Annotated in this window: 26 protein-coding genes; 21 read left to right on the top strand and 5 right to left on the bottom strand. The window is 45.7% G+C overall.

Annotated elements, in window-relative coordinates; translation table 11 throughout:
• Positions 1-42: 42 nt before the first annotated feature.
• The 6 genes from QUB06_RS05790 to QUB06_RS05765 all read left to right on the top strand — a co-directional run bounded on the left by QUB06_RS05790 (position 43) and on the right by QUB06_RS05765 (position 7,807).
• On the top strand, positions 43-2,205 hold the full coding sequence (locus QUB06_RS05790) for a CBS domain-containing protein (protein ID WP_333434488.1): 2,163 nt from the start codon (positions 43-45) through the stop codon (positions 2,203-2,205).
• Positions 2,206-3,118: 913 nt separating this feature from the next.
• On the top strand, positions 3,119-3,985 hold the full coding sequence (gene bchL / locus QUB06_RS05785; RefSeq protein WP_006634709.1) for a ferredoxin:protochlorophyllide reductase (ATP-dependent) iron-sulfur ATP-binding protein: 867 nt from the start codon (positions 3,119-3,121) through the stop codon (positions 3,983-3,985).
• 34 nt (positions 3,986-4,019) lie between these two features.
• Positions 4,020-5,453, top strand: coding sequence for a DUF5331 domain-containing protein (locus QUB06_RS05780; protein WP_333434487.1), 1,434 nt, complete (start codon positions 4,020-4,022; stop codon positions 5,451-5,453).
• 198 nt (positions 5,454-5,651) lie between these two features.
• Entirely contained in the window at positions 5,652-5,948 is a 297-nt protein-coding gene (locus QUB06_RS05775) for a hypothetical protein (protein WP_333434486.1), read from the top strand.
• Positions 5,929-7,338, top strand: a complete 1,410-nt coding sequence (locus QUB06_RS05770; protein WP_199292772.1) for a ferredoxin:protochlorophyllide reductase (ATP-dependent) subunit N — start codon at positions 5,929-5,931, stop codon at positions 7,336-7,338. Before QUB06_RS05775 ends, QUB06_RS05770 begins: the two co-directional genes overlap by 20 nt.
• Before the next feature lie 241 nt (positions 7,339-7,579).
• Positions 7,580-7,807 carry a type II toxin-antitoxin system HicB family antitoxin gene (locus QUB06_RS05765; RefSeq protein WP_333434485.1) on the top strand — a complete coding sequence of 76 codons (228 nt, stop codon included), beginning with the start codon at positions 7,580-7,582 and terminating at the stop codon, positions 7,805-7,807.
• On the opposite strand, the gene QUB06_RS05760 is transcribed toward QUB06_RS05765, so the two are convergent.
• Together QUB06_RS05760 and QUB06_RS05755 are read right to left on the bottom strand one after the other, a co-directional pair.
• Complete coding sequence (locus QUB06_RS05760) at positions 7,797-8,948, bottom strand: DUF3800 domain-containing protein (RefSeq protein ID WP_333434500.1); 1,152 nt, start codon at positions 8,946-8,948, stop codon at positions 7,797-7,799. The two genes, QUB06_RS05765 and QUB06_RS05760, sit on opposite strands and share 11 nt — an antisense overlap.
• Positions 8,949-9,142: 194 nt before the next feature.
• Entirely contained in the window at positions 9,143-9,280 is a 138-nt protein-coding gene (locus tag QUB06_RS05755) for a hypothetical protein (RefSeq protein WP_333434484.1), read from the bottom strand.
• Between QUB06_RS05755 and QUB06_RS05750 the strand changes: the two genes are divergently transcribed.
• From QUB06_RS05750 to QUB06_RS05740, 3 genes are all read left to right on the top strand, one after another.
• Positions 9,279-10,334, top strand: a complete 1,056-nt coding sequence (locus tag QUB06_RS05750; protein ID WP_333434483.1) for a hypothetical protein — start codon at positions 9,279-9,281, stop codon at positions 10,332-10,334. The two genes, QUB06_RS05755 and QUB06_RS05750, sit on opposite strands and share 2 nt — an antisense overlap.
• Positions 10,335-10,381: 47 nt before the next feature.
• Entirely contained in the window at positions 10,382-10,513 is a 132-nt protein-coding gene (locus QUB06_RS05745) for a hypothetical protein (RefSeq protein WP_333434482.1), read from the top strand.
• 708 nt (positions 10,514-11,221) lie between these two features.
• Complete coding sequence (locus QUB06_RS05740; protein WP_333434481.1) at positions 11,222-11,410, top strand: hypothetical protein; 189 nt, start codon at positions 11,222-11,224, stop codon at positions 11,408-11,410.
• On the opposite strand, the gene QUB06_RS05735 is transcribed toward QUB06_RS05740, so the two are convergent.
• Complete coding sequence (locus QUB06_RS05735; RefSeq protein ID WP_333434480.1) at positions 11,407-11,604, bottom strand: hypothetical protein; 198 nt, start codon at positions 11,602-11,604, stop codon at positions 11,407-11,409. The two genes, QUB06_RS05740 and QUB06_RS05735, sit on opposite strands and share 4 nt — an antisense overlap.
• A 61-nt stretch (positions 11,605-11,665) precedes the next feature.
• Here QUB06_RS05735 and QUB06_RS05730 point away from each other — a divergent pair, with 61 nt between their 5' ends.
• The 8 genes from QUB06_RS05730 to QUB06_RS05695 all read left to right on the top strand — a co-directional run bounded on the left by QUB06_RS05730 (position 11,666) and on the right by QUB06_RS05695 (position 18,736).
• On the top strand, positions 11,666-12,334 hold the full coding sequence (locus QUB06_RS05730) for a DUF3318 domain-containing protein (protein ID WP_333056576.1): 669 nt from the start codon (positions 11,666-11,668) through the stop codon (positions 12,332-12,334).
• 396 nt (positions 12,335-12,730) lie between these two features.
• Positions 12,731-13,729, top strand: a complete 999-nt coding sequence (locus tag QUB06_RS05725) for a sugar transferase (RefSeq protein WP_333288647.1) — start codon at positions 12,731-12,733, stop codon at positions 13,727-13,729.
• A gap of 547 nt (positions 13,730-14,276) precedes the next feature.
• Positions 14,277-14,714 (top strand): ATP-binding protein, encoded by a 438-nt coding sequence (locus QUB06_RS05720; protein WP_333141659.1) that lies wholly within the window; start codon positions 14,277-14,279, stop codon positions 14,712-14,714.
• Positions 14,715-14,875: 161 nt separating this feature from the next.
• Positions 14,876-16,144 carry a WcaI family glycosyltransferase gene (locus tag QUB06_RS05715; protein ID WP_333434479.1) on the top strand — a complete coding sequence of 423 codons (1,269 nt, stop codon included), beginning with the start codon at positions 14,876-14,878 and terminating at the stop codon, positions 16,142-16,144.
• 117 nt (positions 16,145-16,261) lie between these two features.
• Positions 16,262-16,678, top strand: a complete 417-nt coding sequence (locus tag QUB06_RS05710; protein WP_333434478.1) for a XisH family protein — start codon at positions 16,262-16,264, stop codon at positions 16,676-16,678.
• Positions 16,666-17,019: a XisI protein gene (locus QUB06_RS05705; protein WP_333147325.1), complete on the top strand. Its 354-nt coding sequence runs from the start codon at positions 16,666-16,668 to the stop codon at positions 17,017-17,019. The genes QUB06_RS05710 and QUB06_RS05705 overlap by 13 nt, the downstream gene beginning before the upstream one ends.
• Before the next feature lie 434 nt (positions 17,020-17,453).
• Positions 17,454-17,861 carry a hypothetical protein gene (locus tag QUB06_RS05700; protein WP_333434477.1) on the top strand — a complete coding sequence of 136 codons (408 nt, stop codon included), beginning with the start codon at positions 17,454-17,456 and terminating at the stop codon, positions 17,859-17,861.
• Positions 17,786-18,736 (top strand): WD40 repeat domain-containing protein, encoded by a 951-nt coding sequence (locus tag QUB06_RS05695; protein WP_333434476.1) that lies wholly within the window; start codon positions 17,786-17,788, stop codon positions 18,734-18,736. Before QUB06_RS05700 ends, QUB06_RS05695 begins: the two co-directional genes overlap by 76 nt.
• Positions 18,737-18,749: 13 nt before the next feature.
• Here QUB06_RS05695 and QUB06_RS05690 read toward each other — a convergent pair whose 3' ends face one another.
• A complete protein-coding gene (locus QUB06_RS05690; RefSeq protein ID WP_333288666.1) occupies positions 18,750-19,025 on the bottom strand; it encodes a BrnA antitoxin family protein in 276 nt (91 codons plus the stop codon).
• Positions 18,988-19,263, bottom strand: a complete 276-nt coding sequence (locus QUB06_RS05685; protein ID WP_333288668.1) for a BrnT family toxin — start codon at positions 19,261-19,263, stop codon at positions 18,988-18,990. The genes QUB06_RS05690 and QUB06_RS05685 overlap by 38 nt, the downstream gene beginning before the upstream one ends.
• 202 nt (positions 19,264-19,465) lie before the next feature.
• On the opposite strand from QUB06_RS05685, the gene yqeK reads away from it, so the two are divergent.
• The 4 genes from yqeK to QUB06_RS05665 all read left to right on the top strand — a co-directional run bounded on the left by yqeK (position 19,466) and on the right by QUB06_RS05665 (position 22,306).
• Positions 19,466-20,101: a bis(5'-nucleosyl)-tetraphosphatase (symmetrical) YqeK gene (gene yqeK / locus QUB06_RS05680; RefSeq protein WP_333434475.1), complete on the top strand. Its 636-nt coding sequence runs from the start codon at positions 19,466-19,468 to the stop codon at positions 20,099-20,101.
• A gap of 138 nt (positions 20,102-20,239) precedes the next feature.
• Positions 20,240-20,659 (top strand): ribosome silencing factor, encoded by a 420-nt coding sequence (gene rsfS / locus QUB06_RS05675; protein ID WP_333434474.1) that lies wholly within the window; start codon positions 20,240-20,242, stop codon positions 20,657-20,659.
• A gap of 2 nt (positions 20,660-20,661) precedes the next feature.
• Complete coding sequence (locus QUB06_RS05670; RefSeq protein WP_333434473.1) at positions 20,662-21,171, top strand: CGLD27 family protein; 510 nt, start codon at positions 20,662-20,664, stop codon at positions 21,169-21,171.
• A 181-nt stretch (positions 21,172-21,352) separates the two neighbouring features.
• Positions 21,353-22,306: an asparaginase gene (locus tag QUB06_RS05665; protein WP_333262858.1), complete on the top strand. Its 954-nt coding sequence runs from the start codon at positions 21,353-21,355 to the stop codon at positions 22,304-22,306.
• Positions 22,307-22,430 lie beyond the last annotated feature (124 nt).

Here is a 22,430-nt window from a genome sequence, read left to right as displayed (position 1 = left end):
GTCTCCAAAATTGTAACAATTCATTAACTAAAATTAATAATCATGCTACAAGAAGAACAATTACAACATTTCGTCAATTCAGCCCCGCAGTTGTCGGTAATTAAATCATCAGAACCCGCTGGACGACATAACAGCCGGCCGCTCTACTCGTCACCTTTAGATCGGGCGATCGACCGCCACCCCCTCACCGTGGCTCCAGAAACTCCGATCGCCCAGGTGTTGGCTCTCATGAACCCGATGCGCGTCTCCTGTCACCTTTGTGGCGAAAAACAAAACGCTGTTGCTAGCGCAGCCAAGCGCAGTTGCGTCTTAATCGTCGAAGATAATCGGCCCATCGGCATTTTTACAGAACGGGATATCGTCAAGCTAACTACCGTGGCAGCTTGTACAGTCGGACTGACAATTGCTGATGTAATGACTCGATCGCCCATTACCCTCAAACAATCCGAGTCTCAAGATATTTTCACAGCTATGTTCATGTTGCGCCAGCACCAGATCCGGCATTTGCCCGTAGTGGACGAGGACTCGCGACTTCTGGGCATCATCACCCGCGAAGCCATTCACGAAGCCCTGCAACCGATTAACTTGCTAACCAATTTGCGCTGTGCAGCCGATGTCATGACGCACCAAGTGATTTCTGCCCCAACAACTGCCTCAGCCCTCGATTTAGCCCAGCTCATGGTCAAGCATCGAGTTAGTTCCGTCGTCATTGTCAAAGAGCAAACTCAGCATCCCGATCGGGCGATCGCACCAACACAAAATTACCAAATTCCGATCGGCATTGTCACCGAGCGCGACATCGTGCAGTTTCACGCCCTCGAATTAAACCTCTCGGAAATCCCAGCCGCAAGGGCCATGAGTGCGCCTTTATTTTGCATATCTCCGGCCGATTCCCTCTGGAGTGTCCACCAGTCCATGCAGCGCCACTGCGTCCGCCGTTTGGTAGTAGTTGGCAGCCAGGGAGAACTTTTGGGCGTTGTCTCTCAGACAAGTTTGCCGCAAGTTTTTAACCAATCTGAAATGTATGGGACGATCGAGCTGTTGCAACAAGCAGTGGACGATCGAGCTACCCAATTGCAGAAAGCCAACGAACTTTTGCAGCAAGAAATTTTAGAGCGGCAGCGGGCCCAAGAAGCCCTGCGCCAAGCTCACGACGACTTAAAAAAACAAGTTGAAGAACGCACCGCTCAACTTTTAGAATCAAATGAATTGTTGAGACGGGATATTCTCAAGCGCCAGCGAGTCGAAGAAGTGCTGCGGCGAAAGCAAACTTGCTTGAAAAATCAAGCGCAGCAATTAGAGCAAACTGTGCGAAAGTTGCAGCAAACTCAAACTCAATTAGTGCAAACAGAAAAAATGTCTTCTTTGGGACAAATGATTGCCGGTATCGCTCACGAAATTAACAATCCTGTTAATTTTATCTACGGCAACCTTTCCCACGCCAGCCACTACATCAAAGAATTGATCCAACTGTTGGAACTTTACCAGCAACACTATCCTGAACCAGTCTCGGAAATTCGGGAAGCAGCAGCAGAGATGGAAGTCGATTTTTTGGTAGAAGACTTATCTAAGCTAGTGTCTTCTATGCAAGTAGGAACCGAGCGCATCCGCCAAATAGTTGTGTCGATGCGTAATTTTTCGCGATCGGATCAATCTAACATCAAGCTCGTTGACATTCACGAGGGACTCGAAACCACTTTGTTGATTTTGCAGCACCGGCTCAAACCCCACGGCGGACATCCACCTATCCAGATTATTAAAGAATACGGGAATTTGCCCCAAATCGAGTGCTGTGCCGGTCAGATCAATCAGGTGTTCATGAATATTATCGGCAATGCTATTGATGCTTTGGATGAAGAAATCCAGAAAGGGGAATGGGCCAAGAGATGTGGGAAAAATTCACCCCTGTCAAATCCTAGTTCTCCATTGACTTTTCCCACTATTACAATTCGCACTGAAGTTGTTGGCGACGATTTTGTGGCGATCCGCATTTCCGACAACGGGCGGGGCATAACCGAGGAGATTCGCCGCCAATTATTTGACCCGTTTTTTACTACCAAGCCAGTCGGCAAGGGCACGGGGTTGGGACTGTCGATTTCTTACCATTTAGTTGTCGAACAGCACGGGGGGCGGCTAGACTGCGTTTCGGAACCTGGAGGGGGCACTGAATTTGCGATCGAGATTCCGATCGTCAGTTGTCATTAGTCAGCAGCCATACGATTTTAGATTTGAGATTTTAGATTGTCGATTGAAGAATTGGAAATGACTGAGGAAGCTCGTGGTTTGGATCGCGGGCCTACAGTTGCATTCTTTTTTTTAACTCGTATCAGTAGTCATTGGGAAAAAATAATATTCTCCCAATCTCCAACTCTCCAACTCTCCCGCTCCCCCAATCTCCCCCTCACCCGCCAATTCCTAAAAATTCACAATTTTTTACACAACACTCAAAACCCCAGCAAAATCACCCGCCACAGCCGAAAGCTAACATCACTTTGCCCTCCCCTGACCCAAATGGGCCCAACTCACTATCTCCTTTGCCTCATCCACTAGCGCCTTTGTGCCCGTTCAAGTTAGCCGCACAAGCCATCAACTGCCTGCATCCTAGCCCCAAAGCCAAAAGCCCAGATTGTTTGACAAGTTAATTTTTGTTTTATTTTTGTACCTCTTTATATTAAAAAAGTATCCTAAAATTAATTGAGAATCTAAAAAAAATCTAAAAATAGATTTTTAAATCCAAAAACCCGTTAAGATTCCCAAAGATGCAAAATAAACAAATTTACTAGCATTTTCATTTAGACGCCCCCTTTCTTTTCATCGCAAGTTAGCTAATAATGCTTTCAACGAGGTGACTAAGGGCCGAGTCCAAAATTGGCCTAACCCAAAGACGGATACAAGCCCCAAACAAAAGTCGTCGAGATCGAAAATTTTAGTTAGAGAGAAGCCCCAGATTCATCTGTGGAGTCCATTCTTTAATCTCAAATCTGAAATCTCAAATCGACTGACAGTAAGGGAATTGCAATTGGGCTATTGCAATTGGGCTATTGCAATTGGGCGATCGAAAAAAAGCATGAAACCCCAGCCCTCATCGTTTTGATAGAAACCTATAGGAGAACCAAGAGTGAAACTAGCAGTTTACGGAAAAGGTGGAATTGGTAAATCGACAACAAGCTGCAACATCTCCGTTGCCCTAGCCAAGCGCGGCAAAAAAGTTTTGCAAATCGGTTGCGATCCAAAGCACGACAGCACATTTACCCTCACTGGCTTCTTGATCCCCACAATTATTGACACCCTTCAGCAAAAGGACTATCACTACGAAGACGTTTGGCCAGAAGATGTCATCTACAAGGGCTACGGCGGCGTTGACTGCGTAGAAGCAGGCGGCCCTCCGGCAGGAGCTGGCTGCGGCGGCTATGTAGTCGGCGAAACCGTCAAACTGCTCAAAGAACTCAATGCCTTCGACGAATACGACATCATCCTGTTCGACGTGCTCGGTGACGTAGTGTGCGGCGGTTTTGCAGCCCCCTTGAACTACGCCGACTACTGCATGATTGTTACCGACAACGGGTTCGACGCTTTATTTGCAGCCAACCGCATCGCCGCCTCAGTCCGCGAAAAAGCCCGCACTCACCCGTTGCGGCTCGCCGGTTTAATTGGCAACCGCACCTCAAAGCGCGACTTGATCGACAAGTACATTGACTCTGTACCCATGCCGGTGCTGGAAGTGCTGCCCCTGATTGAAGACATTCGCGTTTCTCGCGTCAAAGGCAAAACATTGTTTGAGATGGCCGAAAGCGATCCTTCCCTCAACTACGTCTGCGATTACTACCTCAACATCGCTGACCAGATTTTGGCAATGCCCGAAGGAGTAGTGCCCAACGACACGCCCGATCGCGAATTATTCGCCTTACTTTCAGATTTTTATCTAAATCCAGTGCAACCGGTGGTCAAGAAGGAGGAAGATGAGCTAGACCTGATGATGGTTTAATAGGTCTAGCGATCAGGATGAGGATAAAGAGGTTATGGCTTTTTTTGATACTTTTTCAGTTGCTCTCAAACAGAAGTGGTTGGACTACTACCAGGTAAATCGGGCTTGGCTGCTCCTGCACATGACGGCTGACAACACGGTCGCCACACCCGACGGCGGGAAAAGGCCTGTTTCTTACCTCATCCTGGGAATTGCGGCTGCCCTGGAGCCGGAACTCCAGCAATTAATGCTGCCCTTCTCAAAACTCAAGCCGGATGCAGACAGCCTGATCGAAGTGTTGGGGCTAAATTTTGACCCGGATCTCGCGCTGGGTATGCCCTCAAATATCGTGCCGCAGACGATCGGCACATCTCCAACACCCGCAGCCGCTCAAACTGCCACTACTGCACCCGCAGCCGCTCAAACTGCCACTGCTGCACCCGCAGCCGCTCAAAAGGCAACTGCTGCACCCGCAGCCGCTCAAACTGCCACTGCTGCACCCGCAGCCGCTCAAACTGCCACTGCTGCACCCGCTGATGCCAAATCTAATAAATTGGGCGGTGCGGGCTTAGCAGCAGCCGGAGTAGTCGCCGGAGTCGCCGGAGCCGCCGGTCTGGCTGCTGCTGCGTCAGCACTGAGCTCCGATGACGAATCCTTCGATGAGTTTGAGGAAGAAGCAGTCTCTGATTTCGACCTGGGCGATGACGAGGAAGATGCCGTATCTGACTTTGACCTAGGCGATGACGAGGAAGAAGCAGTCTCCGACTTCGACATGGACGACGATGAGGAAGAAGCAGTCTCCGACTTCGACATGGACGACGATGAGGAAGAAGCGGTCTCCGACTTCGACATGGACGATGACGAGGCAGAAGCCTCGGCTTTGGACGGTCTCGGTCTCGAAGACGATGAGGAAGACGCCGTATCTGACTTTGATATGGGCGACGATGAGGAAGACGCCGTATCGGATTTTGATATGGACGATGACGAGGAAGATGAAGCCTTGGCTTTGGGCGGTCTCGGCCTCGGCGATGATGACGAGGAAGATGAAGCCTTGGCTTTGGGCGGTCTCGGCCTCGGCGATGATGACGAGGAAGATGAAGCCTCGGCTTTGGGCGGTCTCGACCTCGGCGATGACGAGGAAGAAGAAGCCTCACAATTTGGGACTTTGACCTCTGGAGATCTCGAATCGGGGATTTCCGATCCGTTTGGGGAAGAAGATGAAGAGTTTGTCGCCGAAGAAATACCCGATCCTTTTGGGACAGCGACCTCAGATGACCTAGACATGGATCTGGGCGACTTGGACGATGACGGTATTGACGATTTCTCTGTATCTGATGACGATGACCTCGATGATCTCGGACTCGACGATCTGGGGGAAGCAACTACCGGAGATCCAGATGAAGATGATTTAGATGCTCTAGATCTCGGTGATTTGGATTCCGACGATGAAGATGAAGAAATTTCCGGCTTTTTATCTGATTTTAAGTGAGGTTGTTGCGATCGCCCGCATCTCTTCTAGTCTGGAAGTTTTCCGCTCTATTTGTGAGTTGTGAGTTGCGAGTTGTTAATTTCTAATTAGCTCAAACTCACAACTGCCAAAAGGCTTTTTGCCTTAGCGAGTTGAAGAACACTAAATCCCTGCTGTGAGGGATTATATGCCCTCGCGCAGAATTTTTTAGCTCAAATTTTGGATGCTGCGGCTGCGGAAATAGTGAGTGGGCTGCATCTATTTTTCACAGGAATTAGCCCCAAAATAGGTATTTCTATTTATTGTTCGCTGTGCGTCGCGATCGCGCAAAACAGGTGTTTTATCGCCACTGCGCCTGTCCGTGATCGAGAGGAAAAACAACCTATTCCTCTGCTGGGCGATCGCACCGAGACGATCGCAAAATCCAGGTGTTTCCTCGCTCCGCCGCAAGTCCTGTTCGAGACGAAAAACAATTTAAATGGAGAAGATTTGAGATATGACTGCTATTACTACTAATGAACCGGAAGCTTTAAACTTTGAATGCGAAACAGGCAATTATCACACATTTTGTCCGATTAGCTGCGTAGCTTGGCTTTATCAAAAAATTGAAGATAGTTTTTTCTTGGTCATCGGTACCAAGACTTGCGGCTATTTCTTGCAAAACGCAATGGGCGTGATGATTTTTGCTGAGCCTCGCTATGCGATGGCTGAGTTGGAAGAGGGCGATATTTCCGCGCAGTTAAACGATTATGATGAGTTGAAGCGGCTGTGCTTGCAAATTAAGCGCGATCGTAACCCCAGTGTAATTGTTTGGATCGGCACTTGCACCACCGAAATCATCAAAATGGATTTGGAAGGGTTAGCGCCGAAACTGGAAGCAGAAATTGGCATTCCCATCGTCACAGCTCGCGCTAACGGCTTGGATTACGCTTTTACTCAAGGGGAAGATACCGTTTTAGCAGCGATGGCTGCTAAATGCCCTGAGAAAGCGCCCGTGATGGAATCTCAGAAACAAGAACGCAATGCTATCTCTCAACTGCTGAATTTCGGCAAGAAAAAAGAGGAAGTTGCAGCAGATGAATCGGAATATGTCAAGCACACACCGCTGGTACTTTTCGGTTCTTTGCCCGACCCGGTTGTTACTCAGCTAACTCTAGAATTGAAGAAGCAAGGAATCAAAGTTTCCGGTTGGCTTCCTTCCAAGCGCTACACTGAATTGCCAGTATTGGAAGAAGGCTATTATGTATCGGGCATGAATCCCTTCTTGTCGCGTACTGCTTCTACGTTGATGCGCCGCCGCAAGTGTAAGCTCATTGGTGCGCCATTCCCGATCGGCCCTGACGGAACTCGCGCTTGGATTGAAAAGATTTGCTCAGTGTTGGGAATTGAACCAAAAGGTTTGGACGAACGGGAAGCCCAAATTTGGGCTGGTTTGGAAGATTACTTGCAAATAATTCGCGGCAAATCTGTCTTCTTTATGGGCGACAATTTGCTGGAGATTTCTTTAGCACGTTTCTTGATTCGCTGCGGCATGACTTGCCCGGAAATCGGCATTCCTTACATGGACAAGCGCTATCAGGCGGCCGAATTGGCGTTGTTAGAAAAGACTTGTCACGAGATGGGAGTTCCTACTCCTCGGATTGTGGAAAAACCAGACAATTACAATCAGTTGCAGCGGATTTACGAGCAGAATATTGACTTGGTGATTACTGGTATGGCTCACGCTAATCCTTTGGAAGCGCGGGGGATTAATACTAAGTGGTCTGTTGAGTTTACTTTTGCTCAGATTCACGGCTTTGGTAATGCGCGGGATATTTTGGAGTTGGTGACTCGTCCGCTGCGCCGGAATAATTCGCTGAAGGATTTGGGTTGGGGTAATTTGGTGAAGAATGAAGCGAAGGTTTAATCGTTTTTAGGAAGAGAGTAAGGTGGGCGTTGCTCACCTTATTTTTTTTGGAACCGCTGATGTAGGCGGATTGACGCAGATGAACGCGGATGAAGTGTGCGATCGCTCTTTTAATTAGAAGATGAGGCGTTGCTTAATCAGGGTATGAAAAAAATAACTTTAAAATCCAAAAGCTTTGTGGATACTGATTTCTATGATGGGCATATTTAGCGTTTCATACCGTAAATCAGCAACGCCGAAGATGAAAGTCAACGTTAAATCTCTTGATTATTACTTGAGCCTGAAATATGCTATCAGTTTTTATCCAGAATCTGAAGGTTATACAGCCATAATAAAAGACCTTCCGGGTTGTATCTCTGTGGGGGAAACTTTGTCGGAAGCGATGGATAATATTCAGGAAGCTAGGGAATTGTGGGTAGAGACTGCTTATGAGTGCGGCGATGAGATTCCTTTACCTGCTAAAAGTTAAAGTAGGGTGCGTCGCTTCGGCTATTCTCGGCAATAGTAGCTATCCGATTGCTCGGATTGAGATTTAAATCATGAGTAACCGCCGATAAAAACTCTTCTATTCCATCAAGCAATGGCTGTTTGTTGATACTTTTCTCCGCCAAATATCTTAACAATATCAAATTTCTGGTGGCATCCAATGTATTTGGGTCGGTGTAACTCTCATCAGGAATCACTGACTTACCAATTACCATACCAGGTATATGCTCTATCCAACTCTCTGTATTTTGGTTGACACCTTCTTTAAAAGCATAGGCACAAGCAGCCGCAGCAACATCAGCTATTTGTATGCCCGGAAATTTATCGGATTCCACAAATTGAACTTCTTGGGACAGATTAAATGTAATGGGTTCTTCTACTCCTTGAAAAAAGTCAAAATAAATCTTATCCTTTATCCCAATCCAAACATCGAACAGTTCTTTGTTTTCTTTGAGTGGTTTACTAACATCACAAAAAACTTTAAGTTGGTTAAACTCTTTTCCCCAGTCACAGAGAATAGAAAACAAAGCCGAGGTCGAAAGCTCTAAAATCCACTTGCCTATATCAGTTCCTTGTAAAGAGTTTAATTCTTGATTAATAGTATCTCTATGATGAATACAGAAAGTCTTTATGTCGTCTAGTGGCGACATATCAGGTGTTTCTGAAGAACTAAAAAGATAGTTAGGTTTTTTTCTCATAAGATTCTGAAAATCACTAAAGATTTTTTCAGCCTCCTCGCTCCGACATACAAAGTCAAGATATAAAATGTTGCTGATAAATCGGTGAAATTTTATTTGATAAAATAGAGAGCTTTTTTCTGAGAGAGGTGGCTCAAATATATATTCATAAAATTTGCAAGCCAAGTTAAACTTTTTATGATAAACACCTACTTTTATGCGATCTTTAAAGGTACTCAATATCTCAGCTATTACCTTTTTACCCTTGGTAGATTTAAGAAGGTTTCGACCTTTTAATTCGCCACCTTGTAGCTTATATTTTTGGATTATATTATTTACATATTCCGTAGCTTCTTCATGGTTAATTGCTACACTTGCATAAGCAAAATAAGTAGACCCTTGGTCAAGAAGATCGTTACCAGTGAAACCTGATTCATCGCAGTAAATTTCTTGAATGGTTGGTTTGATAGGGATTCTCCGTTTAATTGTGAGGATTGTGTATTACCAGTCATTTGGGTAGTATAACATGAAATTACAGAACCAGACCACTTCAGAAATGAGACTTAACAGCCTCCTTTCACAAATGAGAATTAACAATAATACAGGACTTTGTATTTGAGTACGCTCAGAAAAACAGCTTGCTATAATAAGACAGTGTGGGCGATCGCACTTTTACCCAACTTTTCCAGAATCTCAGGCCACACGCCCGTAACACGATCGCAGGTACGATCGCCTATAATCGAAACTAGCCCAACTCTCATCAGTTGAGAAACCGCCATGAGTCAAGACAAGGAAGAAATTAGCTATTCAGAGAAAACAGAACGTCTCAGAGTTATCGGTCAGTTTATCAAAACTGTCACACCGATGATTTGGACGATCGTAATTTTAGTAGTCATCATTCCCCTATTAGGTAACTTTCTAATTTCCCAGTCACTAACAAATACGGGAACCACAGCAGTTGTAGTCTCGCCGCCACACGATTTTAGCAAAGTCAATCAAGACATTAAAAACGCTCTCCAACAATCCCATATAACAGCCGAAACTTTCGCCTCCAAAGAATTGGACAAATGGGAAACCGAAGTAATTGCACGAGTAGACAACAGTTTTCTCGATTGGTACTTTGATTACTTCAATCAAAAAAAGATGGAGTTTACCGTACCTTTTAATTTCGTGAAATCTGCCGTCCTCAACAGATTTGATATGACAGCAGCATCTCGTGCTGTTTCCGAAAAATTAACCGAAGACTTTCAAAGAGAATTTGCTAACCGCGTCCTGGTTCCCAAAAACGCTCAACTGCGATTTCAACTAATCACTCAAGATACTGCTAACTTGTACATAGCAGAAGTTAGCAAGAATGTGAAAGTAGTTCAAAACAATTATAATATACCGCAAGTACAGTGGGACAAATATCTGAACGATATTGCCACCACAATTAGCGACAAAGGAAACCTCTCGAATTTATCATTAAAAGTATTAGTTGGGGGCAGCGGCTACTTAGTTGCTAAACCCTTAATTTTGGGAGTTGCAGCTAAAGTTGGCAGCAAAGTTACGGCAAAAGTTGCCAGCAAAGCCGCCGCCAAGGTAGCTACAAAAACAGGCGGTACAGTGGCTAGTCAGTTGGGGGTAAGTTTAATTGATCCGATTGTTGGCATCGGGATTATCATCTGGGATTTGTGGGATTACAATCACACAGTCAAAGTAGAAAGACCGATTTTGCGGGAACACATTGTAGAATACTTGAAAGATGTCAAAAAGTCCCTGCTCACAAATCCTGAAAGCGGAATCATGGCAGCAATTTATCAGTTAGAAAGCGGCCTCCTCAAGTCACTGTAATCATTCATTTATAGCGGGCATGAATGGTTTGTGTAAATAAAAGAAAAGTGGTCAGCTCAAATTCAACAGAAGAAGGGGGTAGACAAGGAGTTATTGTCAGCGGCAGGCGATCCGACTCGCGACTGTGGGCGATCGAACACCCGACTGTGGGCGATCGCCCTCATTTAGCAAAAAAATAGAAAAAAATGAATGTTAAACGAGGCAAAAAAGAGAGGATTTTGGAACCAATATAATAGTTGCACAACTTTAATTTCCCATACAAAAGATTTCGCGGAATGGAAGAGAGCGCCAGCTATTAAACTCATATTACACGAATTTAGTTATCGATTAATTTAACAAAAATTAGACAATGATACAAGTTTTATTGCACCCACTCACAGAAAGTAATTAGACGATAATCCCGAGATTAAAATATCCTTAAAAAACCTATTTAACTAAGGAACACATATCCGCAAATCCAGTGGCTATCTCAACCCGAAAAGCGGGCATATATCTCAACTAGAAAAACACTTGATGTCTAACAGAATTTTTCTTGATATGGGATCGTGCTAGCTACCCTCAAGGTCAAGAAATTAAGCAGCTAGTCAAAAGGTAAAACGACAGGAAATCACAGTCTGAATGGCAAATAACTTGTTGTTTATTTGCTTCTTATAGACGATAATACGAAAATTTAGCCTAAAGCATTTGGCTATGAGGTAATAGCTTTATTAGAGGCTGTTATTATTATATTACCAGATTGTTAACCTAGTTAAAAAAACCTTTCAATTTTATTGCAGCTTATAATATTCAATTTTAAAATGAATAAACATGATTTTTTTGTACGAATGATTTATACTAGCTAGAGTTTATCACCTTTTGAACCACCATAAAAGATTCGTTTAGAAGTGATGCAGTTTCTAGAGGAAGACGGAAAAACTGTTGCTGTCGATTATGAATTGCTGGACTTGTGGTATTTGCAGCAGAACAATTTAAAAACGCCGATTTACAGAGATAGAGTTGGGGAGTGCGTTTTACGGATGGAGCTATACGGCGAGGTTGCTACGGGATTGCTGAAGTATTGGATGGAGTGGTTTTAGTCCAAAAAGGCATAACTTCTAAGCCGCAAGTTTTGTCTGTTTGGTCGAAATTGCGGCAAAAAATCGAACTGTTGATTAAATAGTCGAAAGGAAAGGATCGAGCAGGCAGTTGCGATCGCCTCTTCGAGTAAAATTAAGTAAATTTGCCAGTATTGGTCGATCGACCCCCGTTGCTCGACTATATTTGGATTCAAGGTTTGCTATACTCCAAAAATAGACACATATTAACCTTTGGAAAATTAATAGGCCGGAGCTATGACATCCTATGCAACCTCTACAGCAAGAGCCGAGATGAGTGAGATCCGGCGCTTGAAAAATATACTGCCCCCAGAACTCCAAAGTTGGGTAACAGTAGAAAAAACAATAGAAGTTAATCCTACCCTGATCCGCAGCGAAGAAATAGGCAAAGACCAGGTAGAAATCCAAATAGACCTGATCCGCTGGGAACAGCTAGCAATGGATCAGCGCAACCTCCTATTTTGGCACGAAGTCGCCAGAATCCAAAACGACACCATCCCCAGAGACGGTTGGGAAATGGCAGCCCTCGCCATTGGTTTAGGCGGCGCTGTCGGCGAACTGTGGGTGCAAGACGGCTTGCTGCTGTTACTGGCCCTATCTCTGTGCGGCGTCTCAGGCTGGAGACTTTACCAAAAAAACAACGGAGAGAAAAGTTTAAAAGAAGCAATAGACGCCGACGAAAAAGCCCTCGCCCTAGCCACCCGCTTCGGCTACACTCTCCCAAACGCCTACAAAAGCCTCGGCAGCGCCTTAAAAACCTTAATCGAGCAAACCTCCAAAAAACAGCAGCGGGCTAAATACGAAGCTCGTCTCCAGGCCCTCAAACGCAACGCAGCCAAAGCCAAAGCCAAAGTCAAACCCATCACCCGCGAAACCTCCCAGTCAGAAAACGTCTACAATTCTTAACCTCATCCCCCGACTCTTGGTACGGGGGTTTTCCGGTTAACCGTTAACTGTTGACTTCTGTGTTAGCTGTTAACTGTTAACTGCGATGGTTATCCGCTGCAAGAGAGGCACGAAAATTATGAACGACAAGATTAAGGGGCCTGAATCCACAAAAATCTTGATTCCGATGTCAAAGTTTGGCAGCAACTGCGTTCAAAAATCTTTGGGCCAAAACTGGCACTGGTAGGCTCAAGTCTATTTTTGCCTGTGATATCACTCTCGGCGGGCGAGTTGGCAGGCGTTTTTGTAAAGTTTGTATAAAGCTAGCCTTTTGTTAACCATAATATTTGGTAAAGGTGGATCTGCTAGGACAGAATAGGCTAAAGACATCAGCTTGAAATTTGAAACTAGGACTTCATGGTCAGCCAAACCCCAGAGGCAGATTTTCGGGTTACGTACTTGGACGAGATTCCCTCAGTTCACATACCCGTGCGCTTGAGCGTACTTGAAGCCGTAAACTTCAAGACAACCTGCCAGCAACTTTTTTCGGGAAGCACCGTTCCCAGCAAGATTGTCCTAGACTTTAGTCAGACGACATTCATCGACAGTAGCGGGATCGGTGCTTTAGTCAGCAATCTGAAATTTGCCAAACAGCGTGGCAGCGACTTGGTGCTCCGAAGCCTCAAGCCGCAGGTGATGGCAGTATTTGCTCTCACCAGCCTAGATCAAGTGCTGACGATCGAGCAGCCCTCTGCAACCTCAACTCCCACAGAGACTAACCCTTCGGACAATCAGCTACCGATGACCCACCCCTCAGTGCAATCGTGGGTGAAGCGGCTGATAGATATCGTTGGGGCAATAGTCGGTTTGATAATTACAGGAATTTTGTTCGTACCCATAGCAGCAGCCATCACTATCAACGATCCAGGCCCGATATTTTTCGGTCAAACCCGCTGTGGCTGGATGGGCAGACAATTTCGGATTTGGAAATTTCGATCGATGTGTACCAACGCCGAAGCCATGAAAGCCCAAATTCAAAACCAAGCTTCTGGCGCATTTTTCAAAAATGACAACGACCCGCGGATTACCAAAGTCGGGCGCATCTTACGCAAAACCAGCCTCGACGAACTGCCGCAGTTTTGGAACGTGCTCAAAGGCGAAATGAGTCTAGTCGGCACTAGACCGCCTACCCCAGACGAAGTTGAGCGCTACGAAGTCCCTCAGTGGCAGCGTTTGGATGTCAAACCCGGGATGACAGGGGAATGGCAAGTCAACGGTCGCTCTCAAGTCCGCGATTTTGAAGATGTCATCGGTTTAGATTTAAAATACCAACAAAACTGGAGCTTGGTGTATGACTTGAAACTAATTGTTAAAACTGTAACAGTCCTTTTTAACAAAAATAGTGGCGCTGTGTAGGAGCCCTCAACAACCCAGCCCTGAACTTTCAGGTGCTGTTGCCGACGGGCGGCGGGAACTCGAACTTGATACTTAGTCAAGCAGACGATCGCTAGCAATACCTACGTTAGCATTAAGTGTTAAAATTCACACGCCCAGAAAATGCACAGCTAGTTGTCCGCTCTGCAATCAGAGCATTAATAATTAGCAATTAGCGAGTTCGAGGTCATACTCAAATGATCCCAGCATGATTTTCGAGGACGAGAAGAACTCACCTGTGTTTAGAAAAGTACCGACTGCTAACACGGTCGAAGATCAAATCACTTCCTCGCAACCTGAATCGGGAATTTTCCCTTTTTAAACGCCCTACCGAGGCGGGTTACAGTATCGGAAGTCTCTCATTTGCTGTGCGAGTAAATGGTGCGAAAGGAATGCTCACCTTGAGGCAAAACGGGCTTCTTCAACTCAAGCTTGACTTAACTAATATGTTGCCAAGACCTTGCCCTCCTTTTTCTCTCCCTCCGGCGCTGAGTACAGCGGTGGTGGGGGCCGACCAGGGGGAAGAAAGATGAAAGACAAGCAACCAAAGGCCGAGCCGCACCTTCAGGTTGAAACAGACCTGAATGCTTTAACATCCGTTTTGGAATGGTTGGAGAATATCGTTTTGCCCCTGTTGCCAGCGGATTTCTGGTGGCAGTGCCGGCTGATAATCAACGAAGGCTTTACAAACGCTGTCCGCCACGCTCACCAGAACTTGCCTCCCACAACGCCCATAGACATTGAGGTAAAAGTGTTTGCCGATTACTTAGAAATTAGGATTTGGGACAGGGGTCAACCCTTCAACTTGGAAGCAAAGCTGCACTCGATCATGCAAGAGCAGCGCGATCCTTTGGACAGAGAGGGAGAAAGGGGACTGGTGTTCATGTACAAGCTCACAGACGACCTTCGGTATATCCGTACCGACGATCGCCGCAACTGCCTGGTAATGCGAAAAAACATTAGCTGAGGGCGCGATACCCGCCCGGTAAGGGCGGCTTCTTTCGCCAGGAGTGGAAGATCGCCTCGCCCCTTATTGTCCTACCCGGAACCCAACCACATCCTCTGCAATTCTGCGGGTGCAGGCTTGATGCACGCGGCTGCAGGACAATTTGCTTCAAAATAAATATTATGCGTATTCTAATTTATTCCTATAACTACTATCCAGAGCCGATCGGCATTGCCCCCCTGATGACAGAACTAGCGCAAGGCCTAGTCAAGCGCGGCCACCAAGTCCGAGTCGTCACGGGAATGCCCAACTATCCCCAGCGCCGGATTTATCCGCAATATGAGGGCAAATTTTACCTCACCGAAGAACACAACGGCGTCACAATTCAGCGCAGCTATCTGCGCGTCAACGGCCCCCACCCCAGCCTCCTAGACCGACTTGTGCTAGACGGCAGTTTTGTCGTCTCCAGCGCCGTCCAAGCCTTCAGAGGCTGGCGTCCCGACGTGATTTTCTCAACAATGCCCCCTTTACCGATTTGCGTCCCAGTCGCCTTTTACGGCTGGATTCGCGCTTGCCCGATCGTCCTCAACGTTCAGGATATCGTCTCAGAAGCAGCCGTGCGCGTCGGCTTGGTCAAAAAAAACGGACTGCTAGTTCGCATTGCTGACGCTTTGGAAAAATTGGCCTACAGCACAGCCAGCCAAGTCAGCGTCATCGACAGCGGTTTTGTCACCAAATTGCACTCTCAAGGAGTACCCCCCGAAAAAATAGTTTGCGTTCCCAATTGGGTTGATGTTAATTTCATTCGGCCCTTACCCAAGGAAAATAACTCATTTCGAGAAACTCACAAACTCAAGGGCAAATTTGTCGTTCTCTATGCTGGTAATATTGCCCTCACTCAAGGCTTGCAAACAGTTGTCCAAGCAGCGGCTCGTTTGAAACACATAACCGAAATTGCTTTTGTAATTGTGGGGGAATCAACAGCCTTGGCGCGCTTGCAAAAAGATTGCGAAACTTACAAAGCTAATAATGTAATGCTGCTACCATTTGAACCGCGAGAAAAATTGCCCGAATTGTTGGCTGCTGCTGATGTTAGTTTAGTCGTACAAAAGCGCCGCGTTACTAACTTCAATATGCCTTCAAAAATCCAAGTAATTCTCGCCAGCGGCAGGGCAATTTTGGCTTCGGTTCCCGAAACAGGTACCGCCCAGAAAGCAGTGCAGCAAAGCGGTGGCGGGGTGGTGGTAGCGCCGGAAGATCCGGAGGCTTTGGCTGAGGCTGTTGAGGATTTGTACTTGCACCCTGCTAAGGTGGATGCGTTGGGCGAGCAAGGCAGAAATTATGCTGTGGAGAATTACGGATTTGAGGAAGCTTTGAATCATTATGAAGCTTTATTTGCGGCGGTTGCAGCGAGTCATGGTGATAAGCTGTTGCAGCCTTTGCCGAAATAATAAGCTCATTAGGTTAGTGAGTACCGACCGTTATTTGTTTCTTGGTGAAACCGACTCTTAAGAGTTATAATTTATTTACTGTATTTAAAGAGCGAGTAATATTTAACTGTTTTTACAATGCCTGCCAAAGACATCTATCACAATGCAGTTAAAAATGCCCTGCTAAAAGATGGTTGGAGAATTACGGCTGACCCGTACTTCATCAAATATGAGGATGCCGAGTTGTATGCCGATCTAGCAGCAGAAAAGCCGATCGCCGCAGAACGCCAAGGACAAAAAATAGTTGTTGAAATTAAGAGCTTTATTGGGCGATCGCTAATGTATGATTTTCACGGGGCACTCTGTCAATACATTGTCTACCGAAATCTGATTCAACTCACGGCTCCCGAATACAGGCTCTATTTGGCAATTGATGATATCGTATACCAAGATTTTTTTAAACGCAAGTCAATCCAAGTAATTACTAATGAAAATCAGCTTTTGTTAATGGTAGTTGAAATGGCAAAGGAGGAAATTCTGCAATGGATAAATTAGAATACTATCGCAATACAATTAAACAAATATTGACTGGATATTATGAAATGACCGTCAAAGGGGCGATCGCACTAGATGAATTAGAGCCAGAGCATCGTTTAGCATTTGACGAAGAACGAGATCACTATCTATGGTTTCATTCGGGCTGGGATGGCAAAAAACGGCTCCGCCACATTACCATGTATCTTCGGATTAAAGATGGTAAAATTTGGGTGGAAGAAGATTGGACGGATTTGTGCGTAGTTGATGATTTACTAGCAGCAGGAATTTCTAAGGGCGATATTGTTTTGGGGTTTCATCATCCTAGCAAAAGACCTTGGACAGAATTTGCCACAGTTTGATGAGAGACAAAAATTTATAGAATCATTTCACTCCTTTTGCTGTCACGGATTGAATAAATCAACAAAAAATCTCCGATCGCGACAGTCAAAGGGCAAAATCTACAAACTAACTCTCGTTATGCTCTTTGCGCGCTTTTTTGTGGTTGATAACATAGACGCCCCAAGGGAGGCGAATTCCAGTAAGCGCCGTCAGTCCCAAGCGAGCGTGTTCGGGATTCGAGGCATCCAAATCCGTCCAACTGAGGTTAGTTTTGTGCAGGTTGGCCTCAGCTAAAAGCGTTTTAGCTATTCATCCAGATTGAGATAAAGTGATTGCCGGTAGTGACGAAAAAAAAATCATTTTTTGGGAGTTACTAAATGGGCAACTGCTAAGATAAATTAATACCTTTGAGGGATATTTTCATGCCATTAGTATTACAAACTATGGCATTACTTTGACAGGAAATAATAAAAAACTCCTGGTAGCCACACGAGGAGCAGAAGGAGATCATCCATTTGAAGTTTGCGATATATCAACAGGTGAAGTTTTGCACAATCTTACAGATGAAACTTGGCTTGGAACTTGTATTACTCGTGTTGCTATTACTCCCGATGAAACTAAAGTTGTTGCAGCTTCTAAAGATAGAAATGGAATAAAAATCTTGGAGTTAAGAACAGGTATCCCATTGGGTTCTTTTGAGGCTCATTACGGTCAAGATGTAACAGCGTTCGCTATTACTCCCGATGGTAAACAGGTAGTTACCGGAGCGTGGAAAACTCTTAAAATTTGGGATTTAACATTAATACAAAAAAATCACAAATCAAATCTCTCATCAAGCACGGTAGTTCAGTTCAGGCAGTAGCTATTACCCCAGATGGAAAACAAGCTATTTCAGGCGACGGAGATGGTACTATAATCATTTGGGATATTGATTCTCAAAAACCCCTCAAAACTCTCCCAGGGCGCTACAACGGAATAAAATCAATCGCTGTTACCCCAGATGATCAAAAATTTGTATCAACTTTTGTGTCAGGTGAGGGAAGCTATAAAGGGGTGCAAATTTGGAACTTCCATAATACAAAAAAACTATTTGGAAATTGCAGGGCAGACCACGAAGTTGAAACAGTAGCTATTACTCCTGATTCCAAGTACATTGTCTCCGGAGTATACAATAGCATAATTATTTGGGATTTAGAGTCTAAAAATATTTTTAGAGAGTTATACGATCCAGCTTTAAGACCAATCACGTCAGTTGTTATTACTCCTGACGGCAAGTATATTATTGCTGGAACAGTTGGAAATTTATTATTTATTTGGGATTTTAAGTCAGGCAATAAAATTAAGGTTATAGAATTATTAAATAAATGGAATGGACATGATAGTGGGGAGTCAATTACCAGGATAGCTGTTACTCCCAATAGCCAACAACTAATTTCAGCATCATCAGATAAATCCCTGAGAATTTGGGACATCGCCCCAGGGACAGAATTAAAAAACTTTTCTATTCATAATAATTCTGCTAATGCAGTGGTTGTTAATCCATCGGGAGAGTTTGCAATTTCCGGAGATTACAGTATTAAAGTTTGGCATATACAAACTGGCAAAATAGTTGCAACTTTTTATGTAGAGTCCAGTGTACTTTCTTGTGCTGTCACTTCAGATGGTTTAACAATTGTGGCTGGTAAGCTTTCAGGACGAGTACATTTCCTACGGTTGGAAGGTATAGATATATCCTAAAATTAGTGTTCCACTATTGATGGGCTTTCATGTATTCTCTCAGTAAGGTGTTGATCTGGGTTTGATAACCACGACCTTGAGATTTAAACCACTCCAAAACATCACTGTCAATGCGTAAGGTAACTTGAGCTTTAGTCTTAGGGTTGGGCAAGCCTCGCTGAACTACGGCTTTAGCAAACATTTCAGGCGTAATTTCAGGGCAATCAGAGAAATCAATATCTTCATCGCTCATGGCATCTAGGCGTTCCCAATCAGTTTGAGATTTGCTCGAAGTAAATTCGTTGTTCATATTTAGTTGCTTTTCTAGCAGAAATAATGCGGGTATATTCCTCTCGTTCTGTATGGACGATAGCGACTACTCGCCCTTGCAACAAACCAAAAGTCACAAACCTTTGCTCCCCATAACTGAATCGTTCGTCCTCAACTGTTACGATTTCTCCATCAAAAACTAATGGAACGTCGATAAAGTCAATTCCATGTTTGCTAAGGTTGGTAAGACGTTTAGCCTCATCCCACTCAAATTCCATACCTGGATTTTCACTAGATATTGTAACTACAATTTGTCGTTACAGCCACTCAGTTTAACAGATATTTGGATTGTTCAGCTAAAGACCTTCGCCCCCTTCACCCCTCCCCATCCCAGATATCACCGCACCCCTGTCAGACGACACCGCAGCCGATCGAAACAAAACGCTAAAATAGTAGCTCATACAATTTTGGAGTTAATATTTGGCACTTGCACCCGCGCGCGAAAACGTCCTAGCTTGGCTGTCAGACAGAGTTCCTGCTGCCCGCATCAAACACATCCTCGGAGTCGAACAAGTAGCAGGTGACTTGGCTCGCCATTACGGCCTCGACGAAGCAAAAGCCCGATCGGCCGGTTTGTTGCACGATTTGGCAAAATACTTCAAACCTCAACTGCTGCGGCAAATGGCCCAGAAGGAAGGTTTAGAGTTAGACTCAGTGTTGGAAGCACACCCGCATTTGCTGCACGCAGACGCGAGCGCGATCGTCGCCAGAGACGAATTCGGGGTAGTCGATCGAGAAATTTTGGACGCAATCGCCAATCACACCCTCGGCAGACCAAACATGAGCCAGCTCAGTTGTACCGTATTCATAGCAGATACCATAGAGCCGAGCCGCGGCAACACACCCCAACTAGAAGCACTGCGCGAGGCAAGCTTGCAAAATCTTTATGCAGCCGTGTGGCAAACTAGCGATTATTCTCTTAAATATTTGCTAGAAACTCGCTGCTACATCCACCCCCGCACCGTACTTACGCGGAATTGGGCGCTGCAAATGGCCCGCGAATCGCCGGAAACAGGAAATTCGACCCAGAAGTCGATCGAACAAATCACAAGTTAAAAGTAAAATTTACCAGCAATTCTGTTCTTACTTTTGGCTTCAACCTAACTCCTATTTCCAGTATCAAACTGCCAACAACCGCTCGCGAAAGTGCACCCATTCCCCCGAAACCGTATCAATTAGGAACTTAAACACTGAATGTCAGATCTAACCCAACTCGAATACTCCAGGGCTCAGTCTACAGCAACCGACGGCACCTCCTCAGACGAAGCCCGTGGCCTGATCCTGACCGTTGCCCAAGCAGCCGATGACCGCAAAGCCGTTGATATTGTATTGCTCCGGGTGGCAGAAGTATGCTATTTGGCAGACTACTTTGCGATCGTCACCGGATTTTCCAACGTGCAGGTACGAGCCATCTCCCAAGCCATAGCAGACCAAGTGGAAGAAGAGTGGCAACGCTTGCCGCTGCGTACACAAGGGCTATCAGACGCCAGTTGGGTCGTCATGGACTACGGCGACGCAATCATTCACATATTGAAGCCTCAAGAGCGCGAGTTCTACAATTTAGAAGCGTTCTGGGGACACGCCGAACGCATTGACTTTTCCCCCACGCCGTGAGGATGGCTAATGTGAAAAACGTTTCTGCTTCTATTTGTCCCGTTCCGCAAGAACAGCGACCGATCAATGAATACCAAGAACTTAAAGAATCCTGGTTTTTTAGCTGGGTAACACTCAATTGGCCCGGATACCTGGCAAAACTAGCTTGGGTGTGGGCTTGGAGTTGCTTGGTATCAGTGCCGATAGCTGCTTCTAGCTTTGCTCCTGTCAAGTATCCAGCTCAGTTTGTCCTGTGCGGTGCCGCAGGTGCCAGTTTTATTCTAGGATTAGCTTTGCTGCGACTCTACTTGGGTTGGTTCTACGTGCGATCGCGCCTTTCAAATCCCACGGTCGTCTACGAAGAGTCTGGCTGGTACGATTGCCAATCTTGGCCTAAAACTCCCGAAGTTTTGCTTCAAGATCAGTTGATTGTCAACTACCAACTAGAACCAATTCTCAGGCGTCTGCGGCAAACATTTTATGGTTTGACAGTGTTGCTGGTTGCCGGGGGACTAACTTGGAGTTGTTTGTAATCGGGAATGGAAGGGAGTTTTGAGTTTTGAGATTGCCGCGCACAGCCAACAACGCACACTCCAGTGCATGAGTGAGAAACGATCGCAGAAAGATTAACTTTATAACTCGTAACTGGCAGCTCGCAACTCATAACTTCCTCAACCCCAATCTAAAATCTAAAATCTAAAATCTAAAATTGATATGACAAGGGGAAAACGAACCCAAGCTCCCGAACTGGAAGTCACATTGCTGCGCGAAGGTATTGTGGAATCGAGGCACCGCGCCCAGGCCGCTGTCTGCGACAACCGTGGCCGCGTTTTGTCCGTTGCTGGTAACTCGGAAACGGCCTCATTTGTCCGTTCTTCACTCAAGCCTTTTCAAGCTTTGGCGGTGACGGCGACTGGCACTTTAGAACGCTACGAATTGACCGATCGAGATTTAGCGATTATTTGCAGTTCCCATCAAGGTACGATCGAGCAATCGCGCCAGGTATTTAACGTCCTGTGGCGCTGCGACATTGACCCCTCTAAACTTCAATGCCCCATTCCCGAAGGCAAAAAGAGCGCCCTGCAATACAACTGCTCCGGCAAACACGCCGGAATGCTGGCTGTCTGCCAGCAACTGCACTGGCCTCTGGACACTTATTTACGCCGCAAACATCCTGTCCAGCAGCTTATTTTGGGCAAAGTGGCTGACTTGCTGGCAATGCCTGCCGAAGAGTTTATCAGCGCTCGCGACGACTGCGGCGCTCCTACCTATCTGTTGCAGTTGGGGCAAATGGCGTCTTTGTACGCTCAGTTAGCCTCCGGCCACAATGTGGATATGGAGCGGATTGTCCGGGCTATGACTCATCACCCGATGATGGTTGCTGGTGAGGGCAAATTCGACACGGAACTGATGCGCTTGACTCAAGGAGAATTGGTGAGCAAGTCCGGCGCCGAAGGGGTTCAGTGCATTGGCCGCGTTGGCGAAGGCATGGGCTTGGCAATTAAGGTGACGGATGGGGGAAAACGCGCTCAATTTGCAGTGGCGATTCACTTGCTCAAGCAGTTGGGGTGGATTACTCCGACGATCGCCGAAACTCTTTCGGAAACTTACCTCACTCTCAGCGAGTTTAAGCGCTTGGAGGTAATCGGGGAAGTTTCGATGCTTTAGGGCGATCGAGACTCGCTCGCCGATTTCAGCAACCCCTCCCATAATCTAAAAAGTTTTTTTGATTTAGGGGTTGCAATTTTCAGAAAGATATGTTTATATTAATAAAGAGACAAAAAACGACGCG

It is taken from the genome of Microcoleus sp. D2_18a_D3 (assembly GCF_036702455.1).
Taxonomy (GTDB): domain Bacteria; phylum Cyanobacteriota; class Cyanobacteriia; order Cyanobacteriales; family Microcoleaceae; genus Microcoleus.
Note: the sequence above shows the minus strand (reverse complement) of the source record. Positions and strands in the feature narration are given on the sequence as shown.

What these genes read in the sequence shown, in the direction of transcription:
- QUB06_RS05755 (WP_333434484.1), bottom strand. Translation starts at nt 9,280, where the DNA reads ATGGCGGTTTCTCAACTGATGAGAGTTGGGCTAGTTTCGATTATAGGC.
- QUB06_RS05685 (WP_333288668.1), bottom strand. Translation starts at nt 19,263, where the DNA reads ATGGAATTTGAGTGGGATGAGGCTAAACGTCTTACCAACCTTAGCAAA.
- QUB06_RS05790 (WP_333434488.1), top strand. Translation starts at nt 43, where the DNA reads ATGCTACAAGAAGAACAATTACAACATTTCGTCAATTCAGCCCCGCAG.
- QUB06_RS05705 (WP_333147325.1), top strand. Translation starts at nt 16,666, where the DNA reads ATGGATAAATTAGAATACTATCGCAATACAATTAAACAAATATTGACT.
- QUB06_RS05665 (WP_333262858.1), top strand. Translation starts at nt 21,353, where the DNA reads ATGACAAGGGGAAAACGAACCCAAGCTCCCGAACTGGAAGTCACATTG.
- QUB06_RS05720 (WP_333141659.1), top strand. Translation starts at nt 14,277, where the DNA reads ATGAAAGACAAGCAACCAAAGGCCGAGCCGCACCTTCAGGTTGAAACA.
- QUB06_RS05670 (WP_333434473.1), top strand. Translation starts at nt 20,662, where the DNA reads ATGGCTAATGTGAAAAACGTTTCTGCTTCTATTTGTCCCGTTCCGCAA.
- QUB06_RS05715 (WP_333434479.1), top strand. Translation starts at nt 14,876, where the DNA reads ATGCGTATTCTAATTTATTCCTATAACTACTATCCAGAGCCGATCGGC.
- QUB06_RS05740 (WP_333434481.1), top strand. Translation starts at nt 11,222, where the DNA reads ATGCAGTTTCTAGAGGAAGACGGAAAAACTGTTGCTGTCGATTATGAA.
- QUB06_RS05725 (WP_333288647.1), top strand. Translation starts at nt 12,731, where the DNA reads ATGGTCAGCCAAACCCCAGAGGCAGATTTTCGGGTTACGTACTTGGAC.
- QUB06_RS05730 (WP_333056576.1), top strand. Translation starts at nt 11,666, where the DNA reads ATGACATCCTATGCAACCTCTACAGCAAGAGCCGAGATGAGTGAGATC.
- QUB06_RS05765 (WP_333434485.1), top strand. Translation starts at nt 7,580, where the DNA reads ATGAAAGTCAACGTTAAATCTCTTGATTATTACTTGAGCCTGAAATAT.
- QUB06_RS05780 (WP_333434487.1), top strand. Translation starts at nt 4,020, where the DNA reads ATGGCTTTTTTTGATACTTTTTCAGTTGCTCTCAAACAGAAGTGGTTG.
- QUB06_RS05770 (WP_199292772.1), top strand. Translation starts at nt 5,929, where the DNA reads ATGACTGCTATTACTACTAATGAACCGGAAGCTTTAAACTTTGAATGC.
- rsfS (WP_333434474.1), top strand. Translation starts at nt 20,240, where the DNA reads ATGTCAGATCTAACCCAACTCGAATACTCCAGGGCTCAGTCTACAGCA.
- QUB06_RS05710 (WP_333434478.1), top strand. Translation starts at nt 16,262, where the DNA reads ATGCCTGCCAAAGACATCTATCACAATGCAGTTAAAAATGCCCTGCTA.
- QUB06_RS05690 (WP_333288666.1), bottom strand. Translation starts at nt 19,025, where the DNA reads ATGAACAACGAATTTACTTCGAGCAAATCTCAAACTGATTGGGAACGC.
- QUB06_RS05750 (WP_333434483.1), top strand. Translation starts at nt 9,279, where the DNA reads ATGAGTCAAGACAAGGAAGAAATTAGCTATTCAGAGAAAACAGAACGT.